The sequence below is a fragment of the Parabacteroides sp. AF39-10AC genome (assembly GCF_003635405.1).
Classification (GTDB): domain Bacteria; phylum Bacteroidota; class Bacteroidia; order Bacteroidales; family Tannerellaceae; genus Parabacteroides; species Parabacteroides distasonis.
The window spans coordinates 63,050-84,613 of sequence record NZ_QTLP01000011.1 but is presented as its reverse complement, the minus strand read 5'-3'; the positions used below and the strand labels follow the sequence as shown (position 1 = coordinate 84,613).

The following is a 21,564-nucleotide window of genomic DNA, read 5'->3' as shown; positions in this document are numbered from 1 at the left end:
ATAAGGATGGTCAGGTAGCTCAGCTGGATAGAGCAACAGCCTTCTAAGCTGTGGGTCCTGGGTTCGAATCCCAGCCCGATCACGAGGGAGACTCTTTTAGAGTCTCCCTTTTTTTGTTATAATCAGATGCCAGTTTTTTTCTTTTGCTTGTTTTGATCGTTGTTTATTGATCTTTTATGGAAAACTTTGAGTGTTATCTATCGGTTATTATATAGAAGATTTCGAGATAGAATTTCATAATTTTGTTTTTGATGGGATAAGGGCTATTAAGCAGGATTCCTGTATTTGAGATTAAACAGATTGTAAATATTTAAAAAGTAGATAAGATGGAAACATTTGACGATATCATTAAAGGGGATAAACCTGTATTGGTGGATTTTTTTGCGACATGGTGCGGCCCGTGTAAGGTGTTGAGTCCGACGGTCGAGGCATTGGGGAAGGAGTTGGCGGGACAAGTGCGTGTCCTTAAAATTGATGTAGATAAGAACGAGGCACTTGCCACACAGTTGAGGATCCAATCCGTACCCACTTTGATCATCTTTAAGAAAGGTGAGATCGTATGGCGCTCTTCCGGCGTGATGGATCACGGAAGCCTATTGCGGAAGGCGCAAAGCTATATCGATTAAAAGCCGTTCATCGGGATCAATACCGTTGGGATCAATAATAGGAATCCTAGGATCACTAGGACAAGGATGAATTTCCATGCCCATTTGAACCATTTATCATACGGAATACGGCTTACTCCTAGAACCGCTATCAGAACACCAGATGTGGGAGTTATCAGGTTCGTGAAGCCATCGCCAAACTGAAAGGCCATGACGGTGGCTTGCTTGGATAAACCGATCAACTCCGAGAATGGGGCCATGATAGGCATGGTGAGGGCCGCTTTGGCACTTCCGGAAGGAATAACTAAATTGATAAGCGTTTGAATAACGTACATCATCCCGACCGTAGCTACTTGTCCCAAACCTTCCATCCCTTTCGCTAGGTTAAAGAGAATCGTATCGATCACTTTACCGTCTTGCAGGATTACGATAATACCTCCAGCTAAGCCGACAACCAAGGCGGCGCTCATAATATCCTTGCAGCCCTCTAAGAATAGTTTCACAAGCTCATTCGGATCGCGTCCATTGGCAATTCCCGCCGCTATGCCCAAGGCGAAGAACAAGGTCGCTATTTCCATAATATACCAACCGTAGCCCATTACGCCTGTTATCAAGAAAAAGATCGTGAAGAATAAAAGGTTCAATATATATAAGTGCACGGTTTTCCGTAGGGCAAATATCGAGCTGATCACGAACGCTACGCTAAGAATCGGAATTAAGGGTAGTCCCTTGATTACGCTATTTCCTATTTTTAAGGATGTCTGGGGGTAATAGAACGAAAAGATAACGAGTACGATAGCCAATAGGACGAAACTGATCCATGCGGCTTTCGGGGTTCTGTATACGATTTCCAAGGAATTGGTACTATGCAAATCTCTCCAATATTGATCATCCTCATAGACTGGTGACAATTGAGGGTTCTTTTTTACCTTGGCGGCATAACGCAATATCCATGTGAAGCCTACCACATTGATAATACACCAGCAAACGATGCGATACTCGATACCGGAGAAAAGAGGAATCCCCGCCAAGCCTTGCGCTATACCGATCGTGAAAGGGTTTAAAATCGCCCCGGCGAAACCTAATCCCGCCGCTATAAAAACCATACATACGCCAGTTATGGAATCGTACCCCATAGATATCGCCATCGGGACCAAGACCAGACAAAAAGCGATGGTTTCCTCACTCATCCCGAATACGGCTCCGAATAGGCTGAAAAGTAGCATGATAGCAGTTAATAAGAAATTGTCCACACCTATTTTACGAAGGATAGGGTTGTTCTCCATTTTGCGTGCTTTCCGCAGGAAACTGACTGTTCCGATATCAAATGCCTTACTGTCGTTCACGATCCAGAATGCACCACCGATGATAAGGATAAAGACAATGATATCCGCCTTGTCTACAAATCCTTTATAAAAGGCGGAGAGTACTTCCCAAGTCTGAGGTACGCTTTCCACGGATTCATATACAACGGTTCGCTCTCCGTCCGGGCTGATACTTTCCGTATATTGCCCACCGGGAATAACCCATGTCAATATGGCGCAAAATAAGATGATGTAAAAGATAATTACGTATGTGTGGGGTATTTGTCTCTTTTTCATGATTCTGTTTTTTCGTCTTCTTCTGTTAATATTCCGATCTCGGGAAGGATAGCTCGGGCCTCACGGTCACTAAGCGTATCTACGTCTTTGAGTTTACGTTGGATGGCACGGGTACGGGTACCTAAAACCTCTTCTATTTGCCCGCTGGCGGTTTGCAAGTTCTTTTGGGCTTTCTCGAGCATACCGCCTACTTTCTCGAATTCTTTTTTCACGGCCCCTAAGATCGTCCATACCTCCCCTGAGTGCTTTTGGATCGCCAATGTACGGAAGCCCATTTGTAAACTGTTTAGTATGGCCGCTAGGGTAGTGGGACCTGTTACGACTACCTTGTAGTTTCGCTGCAAGTCCTCCAATAAAGCGGAACGGCGTACGACCTCGGCGTAAATGCCCTCGAACGGCAGGAACATAATGCCGAAATCGGTCGTGGCGGGAGGCGCCAGATATTTGTCCGAAATATCTTTAGCCATCTTCTTGATCGTTGTCTCCAATAATTTTCCGGCTGTCTCGATCGCTTGGGAATCTGCGGCATCGTAAGCGTCTAGGAGCTGTTCGTATACATCTTTCGGAAATTTAGCGTCTATGGGAAGGTATACGAATTCTCGGGCATCATCCCGCCCGGGGAGCTTGACTGCGAATTCAACGACAGCGTCCGAACCTTTCCGGGTACGCACGTTCGCCTCGTACTGCTCGGGGGCCAATAACTGCTCCAATAACATACTGAGTTGGATCTCCCCGATATTTCCCCGGGTCTTAACATTACTAAGTACCCGTTTTAATCCTCCTACATCCTGCGCTAAGGTTTGCATCTCGCCCAGTCCTTTTTGTACACTTTCTAATTGTTCGGTGACTAAACGGAAAGATTGCCCGATACGGTCGTTCAATGTCTTTTGAAGTTTCTCGTCTACGGTGACTCGGATTTCTTCCAGTCTTTTTTCCGTGTTATCCACTAATCTCTGCTGGCGTTCGTCCAAGGCGGCGAATTTCTCTTTCTGCAACCTGTTAAAAGAATCGATACCACGTTCGAAAGCTTCCCTGAACTCGTTCATGGAATGAGCCAGTTCTTCTCGGTTATCTTTCGCTACCAAACGGCTTTCTTCCCGGTTCAGGCGGAAGTCTTCCCTAAAGTTTTTCTCGATACGGTCGAACGAGTGTTGTATCTCGTTTAGCAACTTTTCCAGGTCTTCTTTGTTATTATTTAGCTGTTTAGGACGCAAAAGGATTTGCATCACGATGATTATAAGAAGTCCGCCGATAATAATCCAATCCATCTGTTTTTGATTTTGACGTCAAAGATAGGTAATCTGTATTTTGCAACAGTGGTTAAATAGAGTTAAATAAAAGAACATTGTTTATTTTCGTTTGTTTTATCGACAGAAAGCTGCTTATATTTGTGCAGCCAACTTAAGTAAGACTATTAAATTTACATACAAAGATGGCAAAAGTAACATTAAAAGGTAACGAGATTCATACGAACGGCGAGTTGCCGAAAGTTGGGACAGAGGCTCCGGACTTCAAGGGTGTAAAAAGTGATTTATCCGAATTGTCGTTAAGCGACTTGAAAGGAAAGAAAGTGGTGATAAATGTTTTCCCGAGCTTGGATACAAGTGTATGTGCGGCCTCGGTAAGACGCTTCAATAAAGAAGCCGCTTCGCATCCGGATACGGTAGTATTAGCTGTTTCTAAAGATTTACCTTTTGCGCATGGACGTTTCTGTACTACGGAAGGTATTGATAAGGTGATTACATTGTCTGTGTTCCGGTGTTCATGTTTTGAGGATAAGTACGGGATGCTTCTGGTAGACGGTCCGCTGAAAGGGTTATTAGCCCGTGGCGTGATAGTGGTCGATGGAGCTGGTAAGGTGGTTTATGAGGAACTTGTTCCCGAGATTACTACCGAGCCGAATTACGATGCGGCTTTAGCTGCATTGAAATAAATGTAGTAGATTATTGTTTTTCATTGGTTAAAGTTAAGGGTTAGTGTAGGAGGCCGTCGGATGTGAATCCCGCGGCCTTCGTTTTTGTGTGAAGAGGCTAAAGTTTTCCTTCCAGCTCGTCGACGATTTGCCCATCGAAGAGATTGATGATACGGTCGGCGTAGGTCGCATCATGTTGCGAGTGTGTCACCATGACGATCGTAGTCCCTTCGGCATTCAGTTGACTGAGTAATTTCATAATTTCAAGACTGTTTTTAGAGTCGAGGTTTCCAGTCGGTTCGTCCGCCAATATCAGCATCGGTTTACCTACGACGGCGCGAGCGATGGCGACACGTTGCTGCTGGCCGCCGGAGAGTTGCTGCGGATAATGTTTGGCACGTTGGCTGAGGCGTACTTTGCGCAGGATGTCGAGTACTTGTTGTTTGCGCTCAGCCTTGGGGATGCCGAGGTATTTCAATTGGAGGTCTACGTTTTCCTCGACTGTAAGCTCGTCAATGAGATTGAAGCTTTGGAAGACGAAACCAATGCGTCCCTTGCGATAGCGTGTACGGTCTTTCTCCTTTAGGTGTCCCACCTCTTCGCCTTCTAATAGATAGCTGCCCTCGTCCGGGTTATCTAGCAGGCCGAGAATATGCAGCAGGGTTGATTTGCCGCATCCGCTGGGTCCCATGATGGCGATGAACTCGCCCTTTTTCACTTCCATGCTTATGCCATTGAGCGCGATGGTTTCTACTTCTTCCGTCCGGAAGTTTTTGCTGAGGTTCTTTATTTGAATCATGACTTGTCTTGTTTTTGTGAGAATGTATACCTATTATAGAATGTTGCTTTTATTCGGTCCGGATACTTTTGATGGGGTTACGGCGGGCGACTTTTAGGGTTTGCCCGATGATTGACACGAAAGCGATGGCTATGGTTGCCAAAACTGCCGCAGTTATGAGATACCACGGGAAGGCGATGCGGTTATAGAACGACTCTAAACTGATTTGAACCGCTTTCACGCTGATGGGCAGGGCGAAACAGGCGGCAAGCAACGAGAGTGCCATGAATCGTTTGGAAAGTTCCCATACCGCGCCACTTGTCTCGGCTCCCATCACCTTGCACAAGGCGATCCGTTTGCTTTGCTGTTCGGTGTAGCTTATCGACATGGCCAGCAGTCCCAAGGCAGAGATGAGGATGGAGATGGTCATGAAGCAAAGGACAAGCATCAACGTGTTCTTCTCATGGGTTAAATCCTTGTCCATATAATCGTCGATATAATCGGCTTCCAAGTCTTTCGGCATCCCGATCACTTCATTGGACACTTCCCTGCAAGTGCGGCGGATGGCGGCTAAGGCTTCCGCCCGATCGCCTTGTGCCTTGACGATTTGATGGATGATGTAGCCTTGTGGGTTCAACACCATAACGGCTCCATGCGAATCGGGTTGGGGTGTGTTCAACGCGCCCAGCGAACGATAGTTGCGGATGACACCACAGACGTTGTATCGATAGCCGCCCTTGTCGCTATTTTTTCCAAAATGGGGTCTGCCGGATGAAAGCTGGTAACGACGGCAAGTCTCTTCCGTTACCCAAACCATGCCGGGCAGTGGGTCAGACCAACGTTCTACCACTTCGAAGCCCAACAGCCGGAATGCGGCGCTGTCCATATCCGAAAGGTGGAGCCACGAGTATCCTTCTTCTTCCGATTGCAGTACACCATCGTGACCAGTGAAGAAAGGCAGTCTTCGTGCCAATGCTACTTCTGTCACTTGGGGTAATGCCTGTAAACGTTTCTGGAGGATGACTTGCTTGTCGTAGGTGTGTCCCAAGTCCCATGTCTTGACGAATACTAGGTCTGTATTATAACCGGTCGGCAGGGTGGCAAGGTGGTATATTTGGAAGGCCATGGTGAGTCCCAAGGTGATGAGTACCGTGCTGATGACATTCTGCACGATGATGAACAAGCGGCTGAACAGTTGCTTGTTGTGCATGCGGAAATTTCCTTTTACGATATCTATCGGACTGTATTTGTAGGTGATGATGGCTGGTAACAATCCCGATATGCCGGCGATTCCTACCCATAGTAACAGCGAATAGGCTACCATCGCCGGTGAAGAGACCAAAGCGATCCGGGTGGAGAGCAAGTACTCGAAATAGGGCTTTGTGATGACGGCAACTAAGCAACCGCCGATGAAACAACCGGTTGTGAAGATGGCGGACTCTGCGAGGTAGCGCAATACGATTTGCCCCGCCGAGTCACCCATCAACCGGCGGGTTGCCATTTCATGGGCTCGTTTGCTGGTTTGCGATACAGTTAGGTTGATGTAATTGAAGATAGCCGAGAGGAGCAACACGAATGCCAACGAGAACAAGATTTGTACCTGTTTCCGTGTCCCTTTACGGAAAGGGCCGTATTGGTTCAGGGGAGAGAAATAAATCTCGTCCATGCGTGTCACCGAAGAACCCCAAAAAAGCCTGTTCGTGCTGTTGTCTTCTTTCCAGTATTCCCAATAGCCTTTATACTTATCGAGTAGTTTACGGGTAACAACATCGGGAGTTACCCCTTCTTCCAACGTAATGAGTATTTGCGTTGAACCATAACTGTCCATCCATGCATAATCCTTTTCTGCCAGTTTGAAAGGAATCAAGATGTCTATCGGTTTCAACAGCTCTGTCGAGCTGAAAGCCGGGAGAACCCCAATGACCCGTAGCGGTGTCTGGTTCAAGTACATCACGGTACGGCCGATCGGATTTTCATTCCCGAATACTTTGTGGGCGAATGGCTCGGAGAGGATGACCTCGTCTGTTCCGATCAGTGCTTTGTTGCGGTCGCATCCGATGAGCGTATAGTTGAGCATCTGGAAAAAATTAGGATCTGCCGCGATGCCGTTTACTTGATAATATTGGTTGTCTACCATGAAGTCGGCCGCTTCAATATGGATCAGGTGTGTCCACTCTTTTATTTCCGGAATGGAAGGGAACAATTCCGGGGCAGTCTCGGTTGTCATACCGATCCCATCTCCATAGCCGACAGCATATAATTGGTGAGAGTACGATTGATTGTTACCGATATTAAATTCGGTGTCAGCATACGAGGTCAGAAGGATGACAACTCCCAGTGCGATAGCTAATCCGAAGAACTGGATGGCTGTGTAGAGTTTGTTGCGGTCGAGAAAGGTAAAGTACGATTTCATATTTTGCTTGTTTTTGATACAAAGGTATAGAGCGGTTGGCATCTGGCAAGGGCTTGGATGCCCGGTTGCGGTAGTTTGTATGAAAATCATACACCCGCTTGTATGATATTCATACAGCCTTTTTCCGTACCTTTATCCCCGATAAAAGAGATAAAGGAAAACAAACGAATCGGATATGGCGAATTACGGGACAATATTGGTGGTAGATGACAATCCGGCGATTCTTACGGCGGTCAAGATCTGCTTGGCCGGTGAGTTTGACAGGGTATTGACACTCGCTTCTCCCGACACGCTTCTTACGGTATTGGCACAAGAGGTGGTGGACGGGATTTTGCTCGACATGAACTTCACGCAAGGGGGAAACTCCGGACAAGACGGCTTGCTTTGGCTTCGGGCGATCCACAAGAAGCATCCGGCTATCCCGGTGGTACTGGTGACGGCATATGCTGATATCAAGTTGGCGGTGCGTGGTTTGAAGATGGGGGCGGCAGACTTTGTTGCCAAGCCGTGGGATAATCAAGAGCTGATCCGTGTCTTAAAAGATGCGATTGATGCCGGGCGTAAAGTGGTTCCATTGGAACAGGTCGAGGCGGAACATGTGAGCAAGGTGGTGGAGTGTTGCCACGGCAATATCAGCCGGGCCGCCGAATTGTTGGGAATTACCCGGCAGACGTTGTATGCTAAAATAAAAAAGCGATGATGTTGATAGGCACTTTGGGAGTCGTTGTCGTTCTCTTTATCGGATGGTTCTACCGCCATCAGGTATTGTTGAGAGACCGGGCGCATCTGATGCGTGAGGCGATTCGTAACCAAGAATTTACGTTTCGTCTTCCTGTGAAAGGCCTGTTCTTCGGGGAGCGGGCGTTGCAAGAGGCCCTTAACGAGACGGGCAGGGACATCGGGCAGTTGCTTGCCCGCAATGAGGTGGAATCGTGGCAACGGCTGACCCGTGTGCTTACGCATGAGATTATGAATGCCACTACGCCTATCGCCAGTATCAGCCAGGCCTATCTGGAGCATCCCGCGATTGCCGGGACGGTTTACGAGGAGGGGATCCGTGCCATTCACGATACCAGCCGGGGACTTGCCCTGTTCGTGGACAGCTACCGGAAACTGGCGGAACTGCAAGAACCTGTTATCGGAGAGGTCTATTTGAATGATTTTATGGAAGGGATCCGGGCTCTTTATCCCGATTTAGAGTGGCATCTTTCCATCCCTTTGTCTGCTACGATGTGTACGGATCAGAATATGTTGCGGCAAGTGCTGATTAACCTGATCCGGAATGCTTGCGAGGCAGGGGCTACGACCGTGGATGTGCGTTGGAAGAAGGGGTTGTGGGTCAGCAACAATGGTGCGCCTATTCCGGTGGCTATCGAACGGGAGATTTTTATTCCTTTCTTCACGACTAAAAGGACGGGTTCCGGTATCGGCTTGTCGCTTTCCCGGCAGATGATGGTGCGGCAAGGCGGGGATCTTTGTTTGGCGCAGCGCTCTGTGCCGGGTTATCAAGTGACGTTTATAATTTCTTGCGTAGGATAAATTTAGGATAGGATATGAATCGGAAAATACTTCAGCTGGCCATACCTTCTATCGTCTCCAATATAACCGTGCCTTTGTTGGGCCTGGTGGATGTGGCGATCGTAGGGCATCTGGGATCGGCGTCGTACATTGGGGCGATCGCCGTGGGCGGGATGCTGTTTAACATGATCTATTGGATATTCGGCTTTCTCCGGATGGGGACAAGTGGTATGACCGCCCAAGCCTACGGGAAACGGGACTTGACGGAGGTCGTCCGGACCTTGCTGCGGGCTGTCGGGGTAGGGCTTTTGATCTCCCTCGGGCTTTGGATCCTTCAATCCCCGATCCTGAGGGGTGCGTTTGTTTTGATCGACGCGACGGAGGAGGTGAAGCGATGGGCCTCTCTTTATTTTAATATCTGTATTTGGGGAGCGCCGGCCGTATTGGGTTTATATGGCTTTGCCGGTTGGTTCATCGGTATGCAGAATTCTCGTTTCCCGATGTTTATCGCTATCACGCAGAATATCGTGAATATTGTGGCCAGCCTATGTTTCGTGTTTGTGCTGGGTATGAAGGTGGAAGGTGTAGCGCTGGGAACACTGATCGCCCAATATGCGGGCCTCTTCATGGCGTTTGCTCTTTGGTTGAAATATTATGGGCGTCTGAAAGCGTATATCGATTGGGACGGTCTTTGGGGTGGGGAGGCGATGCGTCGCTTCTTCTCGGTCAATAGTGATATATTTTTCCGGACCTTGTGCTTGGTCGCTGTTACTACCTTCTTTACCTCTACAGGTGCGAGACAAGGGGATGTGATATTGGCCGTAAATACCTTGTTGATGCAGTTGTTTACCTTGTTCTCTTATATAATGGATGGTTTCGCTTATGCGGGAGAGGCATTAGCCGGCCGGTTTATTGGGGCTAAAAACGATGTGGGGTTACGTAAGTGCATTCGTTTGTTGTTTCTGTGGGGAATTGGCCTCTCTTTATCATTCACGATTCTTTATGCGTTTTTGGGAAAGGATTTTCTGGGACTGTTAACGAACGATACCTCGGTCATTGAGTCTTCCGGAGATTATTTCTATTGGGTATTGGCGATCCCTTTATGCGGATTCTCCGCTTTCCTTTGGGACGGTATCTTTATCGGGGCCACGGCTACACGCCAGATGCTTTACTCGATGCTCGTGGCCTCGGCTACTTTCTTTATTATGTATTACCTGTTTTATCGATCGATGGGAAATCATGCGTTATGGATGGCTTTCCTTGGATATCTCTCCTTGCGAGGTGGTATGCAATGGATACTTTGGCGATATAGGAAAATTACAATGCCCATTATAAGCAACTGACAATGCCCATCGTAAGCGGCTTATAATGCCCAGTATAAGGAGCTTATAATGCCCATTGTAATAAATAAAGAAAGCGAGGCTTCTATCTGGTTGATAATCAAGTCTCGCCTTCTTTGTTATGTAGAATGATAGTTGTTTATCGTTGTCTGTATGAGATCAATTCTTCTGGGTTGAATCGTCCGATATAACCCTGATGTTTCTCAATCTCAGCCTCTACGTAATTGGTGTAAACAACCGCGGACTTAGCGAACAGCTCCGGCGCTTTCGTCGCATCTTGGATCAATAGATGAGCCATGATGATATCAGCGGCCATCTCCATCAAGCGGCGAGCCACGAAATCGAGTAATTCCTGATCTTGAGACTCTTTTACTTTCGCCATGCTAGCCTCGAACTTATTAGCCATCTCTACTAAACGAGCCTTCAGCGGTTCCATCTCGGCAGAGCAAGGGATCGCCTCGAATTCACGGATGGTAGCTAGGTAAGACCCGTTTGTCACGTAACGTATGGCCGCTACGGTCTGCAATTGCGTCGTGCCTTCATAGATGGAGGTGATACGGGCATCGCGGTAGATACGTTGGCAAGCATACTCCATCATAAAACCGGAACCTCCGTGTATTTGGATGCAATCATAGGCATTCTGGTTGGCGTATTCGGAATTCATACCTTTTGCCAACGGGGTGAAAGAATCCGCCAATTTGGCGTATTGCTTCTGTTCCTTACGCTCTTCCGGAGTCAGTTTACGCTCACGGGCGATGTCGTCCAGTGCCTTGTAAATATCAACGTAACGAGCGGTTTGGTATAACAACGCACGTCCGGCATCCAGCTTCGCTTTCATGATGGCGAGCATGTCGTAAACAGCAGGGAAGTCGATGATTGCCTTACCGAACTGCTTGCGGTCTTTGGCGTAGGCCAATCCTTCGTTGTAAGCGGCTTGGCTGAGGCCTACCGATTGTGCGGCGATACCTAGGCGTGCGCCGTTCATCAAGGCCATCACGTATTTGATCAAGCCCAGTTTGCGATCGCCACAAAGCTCTGCTTTCGCGTTCTTGTAAACTAACTCGCAAGTAGGAGAGCCGTGGATTCCCAATTTATTCTCGATACGGCGTACGTTTACGCCCCCTTCCCGTTTGTCGTAGATAAACATGGACAAACCACGTCCATCCTTGGTACCTTCCTCGGAACGGGCCAATACGAGGTGAAGATCCGCGTCGCCATTCGTGATGAATCGTTTTACGCCGTTCAACCGCCAGCAATTCTCTTTCTCGTCGAAGGTAGCCTTTAGCATCACGGATTGCAGGTCGGAGCCAGCGTCCGGCTCGGTCAGGTCCATAGACATGGTTTCTCCTGCGCAGATACGTGGGATGAAACGGCTGTGCTGATCCTCGTTGCCGAACTCATATAAGGTTTCGATACAATCCTGTAATGACCAGATATTACCGAAGCCGGCGTCAGCCGCCGCTACGATCTCCGCGCACATGGTGTACGGCGTGATCGGGAAGTTCAAGCCACCGAAACGGCGAGGCATCGTCATACCGTTCAAACCGGCTTTTACCATCGCGTCGAGGTTCTGCTTCGTGCCGGAAGCATATTCCACACGGCCATTCGCGCAGTGAGGACCTTCGGCATCTACGCCTTCCGCGTTAGGGGCGATAATCTCTCCGGTGATCTCTCCGGTAATCTCCAGCACCTTATCGTACGAGTCTATCGCATCGGCATAATCTTGCGGCGCGTAGTCGAACTCTTCCTTGTCTCTGTACTCGCGTTCCTTCAGCTCGCAAATACGTTCCATCATCGGATTGTTCAAGTGATACTTGAGTTCCGGTATGTCTGTATAATAATTAGCCATCTTTACTTACTGTTCTTTTTGTAATACTTAATCATCTTAGGAATCACCTCTTCTACCGTACCATTGATTACGTAATCGGCGATCGTGTTGATCGGGGCGTTCTCATCATTATTGATCGAAATGATGATACCGGCGTCTTGCATGCCGGCGATATGTTGGATCTGCCCGGAGATACCGCAAGCGATATACAATTTCGGACGCACCGTGACACCGGTCTGACCGATCTGACGGTCGTGGTCGCAGAAACCGGCATCGACAGCCGCACGGCTGGCGCCTACCTCGGCGTGAAGCTCTTTCGCCAAATCGAACAATAAATTAAAGTTCTCCTTGGAGCCTACGCCATAACCTCCGGCCACTACGATCGGAGCGCCTTTCAGGTTGTGCTTCGCTTTCTCTACATGACGGTCGATCACCTTCACCACATAGTCTGTCTCGGGGACATACTTCGCTACGTCGTGGCGGATCACTTCGCCTTTATAGTTCTCGTCAAGGACTTCCTTTTTCATCACGCCCTCACGAACGGTCGCCATTTGCGGGCGGTGTTCCGGGTTGATGATCGTGGCTACGATGTTACCACCGAACGCCGGACGGATCTGATATAATAAGTTCTCGTAGGTGATACCCGCTTTCTTATCCTCGTGCGAGCCGATCTCCAAAGAGGTACAATCGGCTGTCAAGCCGCTTGTCAAGGCCGAGGATACACGAGGACCCAAGTCGCGACCGATCACCGTAGCGCCCATTAAGCAGATCTGCGGTTTCTCCTCCTTGAACAAATTAATCAAGATGGAAGAATGGGGAAGTGACGTATAAGGGAACAGACCCGGAGCGTCGAACACATGAACCTTGTCGACGCCAAACGGCAATACTTGTTTCTCTACACCCTCAAGACCGGAGCCGGCAACAATCGCTTCCAGCCCACAGCCTAATTGATTGGCTAGTTTACGACCTTTGGTCAGAAGCTCAAGACTTACATCGGCAACGTTCGTGCCTTCTATCTCACAATATACAAATACGTTGTTCATAATCTTATCCGATGGTGTGGTTAGCTAACAGTTCGACAATCAAATCCTCTACATCTTGGTCGGAACCGGAGATCGTCTTGCTTTCCTTGGCCTGGAAGACGATGTTCTGGATCGCTTTTACCTTCGTCGGCGAACCGCTAAGGCCGCATTGAACCAAGTCTCCATTCACGTCGGCCACGCTCCATTCCTGGATATCCAGATACGGGCGGGTCTTGTACAATTCCGGGTAGCGAACGGTCGGTTCTCCATCTTGGTGACAGGCGGGTTGTGCGTTCCGTTCCTGTTTGCCCATGGCGTATTTGTACTTCTGTACCAACTTCGCGTTACGAGGACGGCAGGGAGCGGCGGAACCATTCACGGTGATTACGATCGGAAGCGGACCTTCCACGGTCTCGACACCCCCGTCGATATGACGTTTTACGGTGATACGTCCGGCCTCTTTATCTACGTTCAGGATTTCCTCGGCATACGTGATCTGGGTCAGTCCCAATTTCTCGGCGACTTGCGGACCTACCTGTGCCGTATCGCCGTCGATCGCTTGGCGACCACCGATGATAATATCATAATCGTTGATTTTCTTGATAGCCGTGGCAAGCGCATAGGATGTGGCTAGCGTGTCGGCTCCGGCAAACGCACGGTCGGTCAACAAAAAACCGCCGTCAGCACCACGATACAAACCCTCGCGGATGATTTCGGCGGCACGTCCCGGGCCCATCGTCAGCAGCGTAACTGTTGTCCCGGGGTAAGCGTCTTTCAAGCGTAACGCTTGTTCCAACGCGTTCAGGTCTTCCGGGTTAAAGATCGCAGGCAAGGCGGCGCGATTGATCGTACCGTCCGCTTTCATGGCGTCCTTTCCCACGTTTCGTGTATCCGGGACCTGTTTCGCTAAAACAATAATTCTTAAACTCATTTTATATAGGAATATTAGATTTTTATATTGATATAATACTTCTACTTATTTATTAATCTTGCGTTGCAAAAGTAATCAAACATTCTTTATAACAAAGAACTTTGTGAAGGAATTTGCACACTTCGCGCATGTTTGAGCAGAAAACACTAGCATGTGATGACAGCCTCCTTCCGGGATTTATGACAAAAGTACTGTTTGTATCGGGAATACTAAGGGGCAGGCCATTAAAGAAACTATCGGTATCGGCATGTGGCGTAAGCACTATCGGTGTGGGCTTACGCCACTACTGTTTTGGCCCGATGCCTATACCGGTGTTTGCCGGCGGCGGTTGGGGGAGGGGGGGAAATGAGAAAGCCCCGATGCCGCAAAGGGCACCGGGGCTTTCTGCTTGTTTAAGATAATTAGGTAGATTGATTTATCGAACGATTACTTTCTCCGTATGGGCTTGCTCGCCGTCGCTGGCGTGGATCATGTAGATACCGGCGGGCAGGTCGAAGCTGTATTGCGTCGTGTTCACGGAGAACTGACGCACTTGCGAACCGTTCAGGCCGAATACCTTGATCTCCTTCACCGGCCGGAGGGAGGAGACGATCACTTGTCCGCGTCGTGCGGAGTAGATCGAGATCGTGTTCTCCAGCTCGGATCCTAGCTCGCTATCGCGAAGGAAGTAACGTCCGTGGCTGTCGCCGGCTACTTGCAGGCTGTAGCTATCGTCTTCCAGTTTCACGCTCTTGCGTGTATGGGCGTCGTAGAGGTAGAGCGGCTCGGCCAGGCGGCTGAGTCCCTCGATGGTCAGCGTCACCTCGTCGTTGGTCTCGTTATAGACACCGAGGCCGATGTTTCGGATGGACTTCACGGCGTTCACCTGCGCCGCCTTGCTGCCGGATACGGTGTAGACCATCGGTGCGTCCAGCTCGGAGTCGAGGAGTACGACCGCGTCCTCGTCGGCCTTATAGCCGTTGTCGGCCTTGTCGTAGGTCAGCAGGCTGGCCTTGCTCTTCACGTCGCCGCGCTCGGCGGTCAGGGTGATGACCGGGTTGGTGGCGGAGGCGGATTTGGTGGTCGCCTCGGTCGCGGATGCTCCGGTTGCCGACATCATGGCGGGGGTGAAGGTGATGTTCGCATCTGTACTTGCCTTTGCTGCGTCGCTCTTCAGCTCCACGAAGAATGCTTGCATCGGGGCTACCGTGCCATTCGTGTTTCCACCCTCAAAGTCTACGTCCGGTGTGCCTACCGAGGCATCCGGTGCGCCGTTTGCCAATGTCCAGTATTTGGGGGCTAATACCTCTTTATTTACATCCAAGAAGGTTTCCATATTCAGATACGTCATGAACGGGTTTCCTACCAAGAAGTGGGTACCGTCACCATCTACGTCCTTATCCAATGTAAGTATATAGGAATCATTTGATGATAATTCAACCAGTCTTCCGGAGTTAGCTTTGGAAGTGTCATCCGCTCTTAAAACGGATGCTTTCGTAGCCTCCTCATATTTATAGTCTGTAACAGCGTCCGCTTTCGGAAGGCGTACCAAGGCTGTTCCATCACCTCCATTTCCGGCAGGTACATCCTCCACGCTCAAATAGAAACCTTTACCGATCGTGTAAGGAACACTTACGTCATTGTATTCGATGCTCCAGTTGGATTGAACGGCTGCTACAGATTCTCTGTTTCCTTCATTGTCCGTCGCATATTCGATCGCCTGATTCCACGCCTTTTGATAGAAGGCCGGGGTCCAGCGGCTGTAGGAGTCCGTATTATACTCGATATCCTTGAATGCTTCCGTATCTTCCTTACCGTTTGCTTTAGGAGCGTAGATATCCCCGGCGTACACGTCTTGCAGCGGGGAGGCCATCCAGCGTTTCGCGTTGTTGGCAATCTCGAATTCTACCCAAGCCTTCACATAATCCAGCCGGTGTTGATTCATCAACTTCGCTTCCGGCTTGAAGTAGATTTGGTCTACCTTGTTGCCGTAGTAGGGAACGACTTCTATGGAATTGCCGGCTCCTGTGTTGTTAACGGCCATGTCGTATTGGATATTGGTGGTTGTTCCAAGATCCAATGTTCCACCATTCTCTGGGGATAAGTTCAATATCTTATTCTCCGGAATCGTGATCTTCGTGAAGTACAGCGGGGTAAAGGCGTTCGTCACGTCATCATCACTGTTGGCGTCTGTTTGGTCTTTATTACCCATATACAAATCCGCTTTCGTGGATTGATTCCAGTTGTTATCGTTATACCAAACGGCATCGGCCTCACCTTCCCAAGTCAGGTACTCGGGAACGATCTTGATTTGCAAGTAAGCCGTTCCCTCGCAGGAGCCCTCAATAGGCTGCGTAGCGTCCTCGTTTTCATATTCGCCGAAGGGGATGTATAAGGAATAGGTTTCTCCTTCCTTGAAGAGGCCCTCAACCTCCGATTCAGTCATATTAAATTTCAACGTCAAGCTATTTCCGTCCCCGGACTCCCTGTTTTGGGCAAAGAGCGAGATTAACTCTCCCACTTCCTCATAAAGATCTCCACTCCTTTGCAAGAAGACTTTCTTTTTTTCAAGACTATTGAGCGCTCTCAATACATGGTTCTCTCCTTCTACGCCAAAATCTATCTTGTTTTGGATCGGGATCGTCAATTCACGACTATTGTCCTTCAAATTGACAAGTCCCAAACGCAACGGGACGTTGGTCAAGCTTACAGCGGTGTAATCGACATCGGGGAATCCGACATTCAATTCCGGCACATCCGTACCCTCCGCCAAGGGAATCCATTCTCCTTCCGCGCAGAAACTTCTTGTCAAGACAGTCTGATTTCCCCCCGCGTCCTCTCTTATAGACTCGATATCCGGAATATAAGGCATGGCGTAAACTTGCTCCACAAAGCGGAACTGTACTTCTCCATTTCCCGAGGCCAGCAAAGGTTCGTATCCATTGCCGCCTAAAAGTCTTATCAATAGACTCTTTTCTTTGTCATCCAATGATGAACGAGTTACGTCATCCACATCAAATCTTTCGGTAGACTCATTTTCCGGTAATCCTTTCCGCAGTTTGCCGATAATATCTTGCAGATCTTCTAAAGGCAAATTTCCAATTCCTACATCCTGACAAATAGCAGCAAACTGCTCCTCTGTCCCTAAGTACCAATCAAAGGTATAACTATGATTTGGATATGCCTCCTCGAAAGAGACCAAATCAGGACTTACGATATTACCGACCTCGTCAACTCTCGCTACCCGTAAGTTGGCATTCACTGATTGAATACTGCCTACACAGGCGATCACGTTATCATCCGTCTCCGTTTGCACGGCGATCGTAGTGGAAGGCATCACATAGATTGTATTCTTCAAAGCGCACTCGCTATCCAGATCGAGGACCTGCTCTTCCTCACCATTGGCTGTCGCGATTTGTCTCGCGCTAAACAATACGACATAGTATTCACCGCTAGCGACCTTCTCCTCGTCTCCGTCTTTATATTTCTCTCCGGCGAAACGCAGGTCGGTATTATGCACGTCAATCTCGCTCAGATACAAGATCGTGTTGTCTTCACTGCGCCACGGACAGCGGATGCGAGGGATTTCCAAGCAGGCGTATAGATCTACTACGGCTTTCTCGTATTCGTCTCCTAATCTTTTTTCCACACCATTTATAGTGACTGCTGCGTTGCTTATAATTGCGTCCGTCTTGAAACTATCGTCTTTAATCCTTTTCGGATCCTCGGCACCATCAGCTTCACTACCAGTAGATGGTTCCAATACACATAACTCTCCGATCAACTGCTCCAACTCTTTCACATGCCCATCGTCTGCGTGATCCTTCCAGTAATCACGTTTCACATCCTCCAGGAAATCGTTCATGGCACGTATGTTCATGATGATCTCGCTTCTCTTGGCATCCTCGGGGTTGTCGGGGATCATCGGACCATCCGCTCCTACGGAATTCATATCTGTCTGTACGGCCACGCGCATGGTATATTGCAAGCCCAAGTCTGACAATTCTGGATTCGATGTCAAGTCCTTGTTAAGCACGATCCAGTTGCCTACTTTACCGTTGCTTTCTTTCTCCGTAAAAGCGAAGTAGACATTACCGACATTCGAGTGCAAGATATCGTCCACCGGCGCATAAGGATCGTTGCCCATCAAGCCGTAGCGGTATTTACGGTAATCAGGATTGCTCAATTCGTTCTCATCAATGGCATGCAAATCGATATCCCACGTCATGTTACTCTGTAGCGTTTGGTAGTCCGTGCTAACCATCAGCACGGAGGATTCGCAAGCGTCCTCGCGCTGAGAGGTGATGGCCGGCAATGTCTTGAATACGGAGATCTCGTCGATACCGAAGTCGGCACCATTGGAGCTCTCACAGTTGCTGGATATTTCCAGGACGAATTCATCGGATGTACCGATCTCTGTATTCGAGAAAGAGAATTTGAAGGAGACTTGTTGCCATTGAGCGGTAGTACCATCATCCGCTGTAGATAATGCCCCGCTATAATATTTGGCCAAGATCGTTTCCGTACCGCTATCTTTGTCTTTTCCTTTTAGGGTAAATCCTATATTAGCCGGTGTTCTGCCGTTACCCTCTGTTACGTCACAGACCCAAGCGTTTACGATAAGACTCGTATTCGGGCAAAGTCCGCTGATTGGTATTTTAGCGATAACACCGGGTATTTCCGAGGCGTCTATATACATGAAATAGCCGGATTCACTTCCATTGGTCTTTTCCCACAGACGGTCAGTAACCCTCCTGTTGTACTGTTGTGGAAAGTAATCCGTATAATAGGCGCCATTTACCTCAGTCGCACCTTGGCTTGGTTTGGTAGTGCTTGTACTAGCTCTTGAAATCTCCGGATAGTTCAACGTTCGATACAGAGCGTATTCACCCTTCATAACCTTCAATTCGTTACCTCTGTACGCATGCATCTCCGGGTGGGCGAACGCGTAATAGGAATCGATAGCTTTACCATCCTCTGTCGTGAATGGTTTAGACGTGAAATTCTCTGTCAAATTACTGCGTAAATAGCTCTCAACATTTCCCGTTAAAATCTCGTTTTCTTTTTCGAAAGAGATATGCTCTATTCGCTGATAGAGGGCTGTGTTACCCAATAACTCATCCTCGAAGCGATGCTTATACGCATTCTTTTCAGCTTCACTGAGGTTATTCAAAGCTTCTTTCGTCATGGCACCAGCCCTCTTTTCCAAGGAGATGTTAAGGAAAGAGACGGGATACCATTCACCGTTTCTTGAGTTGCTAACCTCTGCCAAGATACAGGCTCTTGTTGTATTGTTATTAAAGGATACTTCCGTAATGTTGCTTCCGTTGTTGCCTATCGAAGGAGTAGCAGTAGTCCACGTTCTTCCATCGTACCTATTGATCGTCCAACGAACGTATAGAGCTTGAGCTGATCTATTACCATTTGGAACGAAATAGTTCCGCAATTCTTCCGGCAAACGAAAATTTGATGTGGCACCTGCCGGTAAATAGATATCATACGCATTTAATACATACTTTGAAGGATCTGAGGCTTCCCGCAGTGGTTCAAGATTATTCTCTCTGATACCTAACTCTTCTAATGCAGATTGCTTTTCTCTTAATGCATCAACCCTCTCACTCGCATCTTTTATTTTAAACACGTGACGGATACCGATCGCTCGAGGGCGGATATAGCGATCCCTACCAGAACTTCCTGTTTCCGCTCTGACCGAACTGGCTTCATAAACAAGTTTCGTATCTGCATTTACTTGCGCTTGCGTAAAATTACACGTTACATATCCGGCGGAACCTGTAGTACCGGTTGAAGTGGTTGCTAAGCCATTGGTATACTTAGTCAAATTATCATTGGATATACCGTTAATTGTCTTATTTCCGTTTGCATCCTCAACAGACCATCGGATATATCCGTACATCCCTGTATTGTCACCGTCATCTTGAGTACGTACTTCTATATTCTGATTAGGAACTACATACAATATCTCCTCGATGGTATTATCCGGAGTTATACCTTCGTCCTGAATCTGCCCCATCGCCACCTCGGTTCCCCCGAGCAGGAGCACGCAGGACAAGATGAGTAGCTTGCCTATATTATATAATGTATAGTGTTTCTTCATGAGTTACCTCCTTCCTTATTTTTTAGGGTTATGGTGTAAGGTAGGGCGATTTCCCGATTTCCATTTGTTTGGGGATCTTGCTCTACGATAACCAAGGTTAATTGGATAGTCGCTTCCGCCGCGATGGATAGCTCTTGGGCGGTGACCTTGAAAGAACCTTCTGCCGCGTTCTCCTCCGGTAATTTAAAAGCTTTTTTACTCTTGTCTAACCAAGGAGCGTAAGTGTTATCCTTCGGTGTATTGATAAGCAAATTCGTATGCTCGCTCTCTTCGCCATTTGTCAGCAAGACGGCACTTGAATAGATCTCACTGCCTACGAAGTTGTCTTTATAATGCTTGAACACCGGGCTGATAAAGCTGGATACGTTTGTTAACCTATAAGTAATCGTGATATCGCCGGCATGATCTGTCTCATACGCTCCTTGCGGAACGATGGGGCCCGATGGAAAATGGATGGATCGCGGTAGGCCGCCGATCGGCATGTGCTGCTGGTCGAATTCGATCACGATATCAGCGTCTGTCACGTTGACCGGGATCTGTAGCCAATCGTTGCGGCGGATGAAGTCGATATCGAATGACTGGGGCTGGTCGTTACGGCCGTCTATCTTTGTGGTGATCGTTAAGTCTGAGTTGCCTTGAGAGGCGGTCTCGTTGACATATGAGGTATAAGTCACTGCGCCTTCGTTGGCGATCTCGACCGCTTCGCCTTCCGTTACGAAAACTTTGGACATTGTCTGTCCCCATGCATCTTCGGGGAATTTTGGCTTATAGCTTTCTTGCACATCCGCTTGTAGCAAATTTCGCGGGTTTCCCGCTTCGTCTATATCGTAAGGAAACAAGAATATAGGCTGTTCGTCAGCGCGCAATCCATCTAAGGAAAGTCCGTTTAATGTGATAGGGCTGCTTTGATAATTCGTGACGGTAAGTGTCACCTTGCCTATCAGGCGGATCAAGGGGATCGCCAGTTCCGGTGTGTTTTCGCTGACTTCCACCTCGTAGCCGTAACTGGTCATGGGGATGTAGTTGCTTTGCTCGTCGAAACGGGTCATGGGGGGAAGGGATACGCCTTTGTCGGTAGGAAGCGTTCCAGCTTCGATAGCCTCGATCACTTCCTGCGCGTTTGTCAAACTCCTTAGGTTCGCGAGGGCGTAGATCTTGTATTGTCCGGCCGGGAGCTCTGCCTTGACGCTGGTCTCGGAGAAATCGGCCGGGTTATCAGATTGAGGATCATCCGTCATGTACTTATAAAAGTCCTTATTATCAGTGCCGTTTCCTTTTATAATCAACCACCAGTTCAGGATATGACGCTCGAAATTGTCATGGTTGGGGTCAGCTTTCGTATAAGTGGGCAGCGCGTTCTCCTTGCTTCGCAAGTTGATGGTCAGGGTGTATAGCTTGCCGTCGGGTATGTCCGGGCTGTTGCCGCCGTTCTCGTCGGAGCAGGCGGGCAGGAACGACAGAAGCAGTAGCGTGAACGCCACTGCCGCTGTCTGGATGGAAAAATATCGTTTGTTTCTCATTC

Annotated in this window: 14 protein-coding genes and 1 tRNA gene; 6 read left to right on the top strand and 9 right to left on the bottom strand. The window is 48.5% G+C overall.

The genetic code is table 11. From position 1 onward, the window contains the following. Nucleotides 1–8 precede the first annotated feature (8 nt). Both DW033_RS11745 and trxA read left to right on the top strand, forming a co-directional pair. A tRNA-Arg gene (locus DW033_RS11745) sits at nt 9–82 on the top strand. A gap of 244 nt (nt 83–326) precedes the next feature. Further along, on the top strand, nt 327–626 hold the full coding sequence (gene trxA, locus DW033_RS11740) for a thioredoxin (protein ID WP_005855547.1): 300 nt from the start codon (nt 327–329) through the stop codon (nt 624–626). On the opposite strand, the gene DW033_RS11735 is transcribed toward trxA, so the two are convergent. Beyond that, on the bottom strand, nt 623–2,206 hold the full coding sequence (locus DW033_RS11735; RefSeq protein WP_048927735.1) for a YfcC family protein: 1,584 nt from the start codon (nt 2,204–2,206) through the stop codon (nt 623–625). The two genes, trxA and DW033_RS11735, sit on opposite strands and share 4 nt — an antisense overlap. Then, complete coding sequence (locus DW033_RS11730) at nt 2,203–3,474, bottom strand: DNA recombination protein RmuC (protein ID WP_048927736.1); 1,272 nt, start codon at nt 3,472–3,474, stop codon at nt 2,203–2,205. The genes DW033_RS11735 and DW033_RS11730 overlap by 4 nt, the downstream gene beginning before the upstream one ends. Before the next feature lie 164 nt (nt 3,475–3,638). Between DW033_RS11730 and tpx the strand changes: the two genes are divergently transcribed. Then, the gene (gene tpx / locus DW033_RS11725) at nt 3,639–4,139 is read left to right on the top strand and encodes a thiol peroxidase (RefSeq protein ID WP_005865275.1); all 501 of its coding nucleotides are present in this window, start codon (nt 3,639–3,641) and stop codon (nt 4,137–4,139) included. Between the two features lie 97 nt (nt 4,140–4,236). On the opposite strand, the gene DW033_RS11720 is transcribed toward tpx, so the two are convergent. Both DW033_RS11720 and DW033_RS11715 read right to left on the bottom strand, forming a co-directional pair. Continuing rightward, a complete protein-coding gene (locus tag DW033_RS11720) occupies nt 4,237–4,917 on the bottom strand; it encodes an ABC transporter ATP-binding protein (RefSeq protein ID WP_005865277.1) in 681 nt (226 codons plus the stop codon). Nucleotides 4,918–4,966: 49 nt separating this feature from the next. Continuing rightward, nucleotides 4,967–7,309, bottom strand: coding sequence for an FtsX-like permease family protein (locus DW033_RS11715; protein WP_048927737.1), 2,343 nt, complete (start codon nt 7,307–7,309; stop codon nt 4,967–4,969). A gap of 175 nt (nt 7,310–7,484) precedes the next feature. Here DW033_RS11715 and DW033_RS11710 point away from each other — a divergent pair, with 175 nt between their 5' ends. Genes DW033_RS11710 through DW033_RS11700 form a run of 3 tightly spaced genes read left to right on the top strand, consistent with a single transcriptional unit; the run spans nt 7,485 to nt 10,170 of the window. Beyond that, nucleotides 7,485–8,009, top strand: a complete 525-nt coding sequence (locus tag DW033_RS11710; protein WP_036613417.1) for a response regulator — start codon at nt 7,485–7,487, stop codon at nt 8,007–8,009. Further along, entirely contained in the window at nt 8,006–8,848 is an 843-nt protein-coding gene (locus DW033_RS11705; RefSeq protein ID WP_008771670.1) for a PAS domain-containing sensor histidine kinase, read from the top strand. Before DW033_RS11710 ends, DW033_RS11705 begins: the two co-directional genes overlap by 4 nt. A gap of 14 nt (nt 8,849–8,862) precedes the next feature. Continuing rightward, nucleotides 8,863–10,170, top strand: coding sequence for an MATE family efflux transporter (locus DW033_RS11700; protein WP_048927738.1), 1,308 nt, complete (start codon nt 8,863–8,865; stop codon nt 10,168–10,170). Between the two features lie 136 nt (nt 10,171–10,306). Here DW033_RS11700 and DW033_RS11695 read toward each other — a convergent pair whose 3' ends face one another. From DW033_RS11695 to DW033_RS11670, 5 genes are all read right to left on the bottom strand, one after another. Then, nucleotides 10,307–12,016 (bottom strand): acyl-CoA dehydrogenase family protein, encoded by a 1,710-nt coding sequence (locus tag DW033_RS11695; RefSeq protein ID WP_048927739.1) that lies wholly within the window; start codon nt 12,014–12,016, stop codon nt 10,307–10,309. 2 nt (nt 12,017–12,018) lie between these two features. Then, nucleotides 12,019–13,038, bottom strand: coding sequence for an electron transfer flavoprotein subunit alpha/FixB family protein (locus DW033_RS11690; RefSeq protein ID WP_048927740.1), 1,020 nt, complete (start codon nt 13,036–13,038; stop codon nt 12,019–12,021). A 4-nt stretch (nt 13,039–13,042) separates the two neighbouring features. Continuing rightward, a complete protein-coding gene (locus tag DW033_RS11685) occupies nt 13,043–13,948 on the bottom strand; it encodes an electron transfer flavoprotein subunit beta/FixA family protein (protein ID WP_048927741.1) in 906 nt (301 codons plus the stop codon). Nucleotides 13,949–14,363: 415 nt separating this feature from the next. Further along, on the bottom strand, nt 14,364–20,042 hold the full coding sequence (locus DW033_RS24510; protein ID WP_083434121.1) for a T9SS type A sorting domain-containing protein: 5,679 nt from the start codon (nt 20,040–20,042) through the stop codon (nt 14,364–14,366). Then, on the bottom strand, nt 20,039–21,562 hold the full coding sequence (locus tag DW033_RS11670; RefSeq protein ID WP_122382768.1) for a hypothetical protein: 1,524 nt from the start codon (nt 21,560–21,562) through the stop codon (nt 20,039–20,041). The genes DW033_RS24510 and DW033_RS11670 overlap by 4 nt, the downstream gene beginning before the upstream one ends. Nucleotides 21,563–21,564 lie beyond the last annotated feature (2 nt).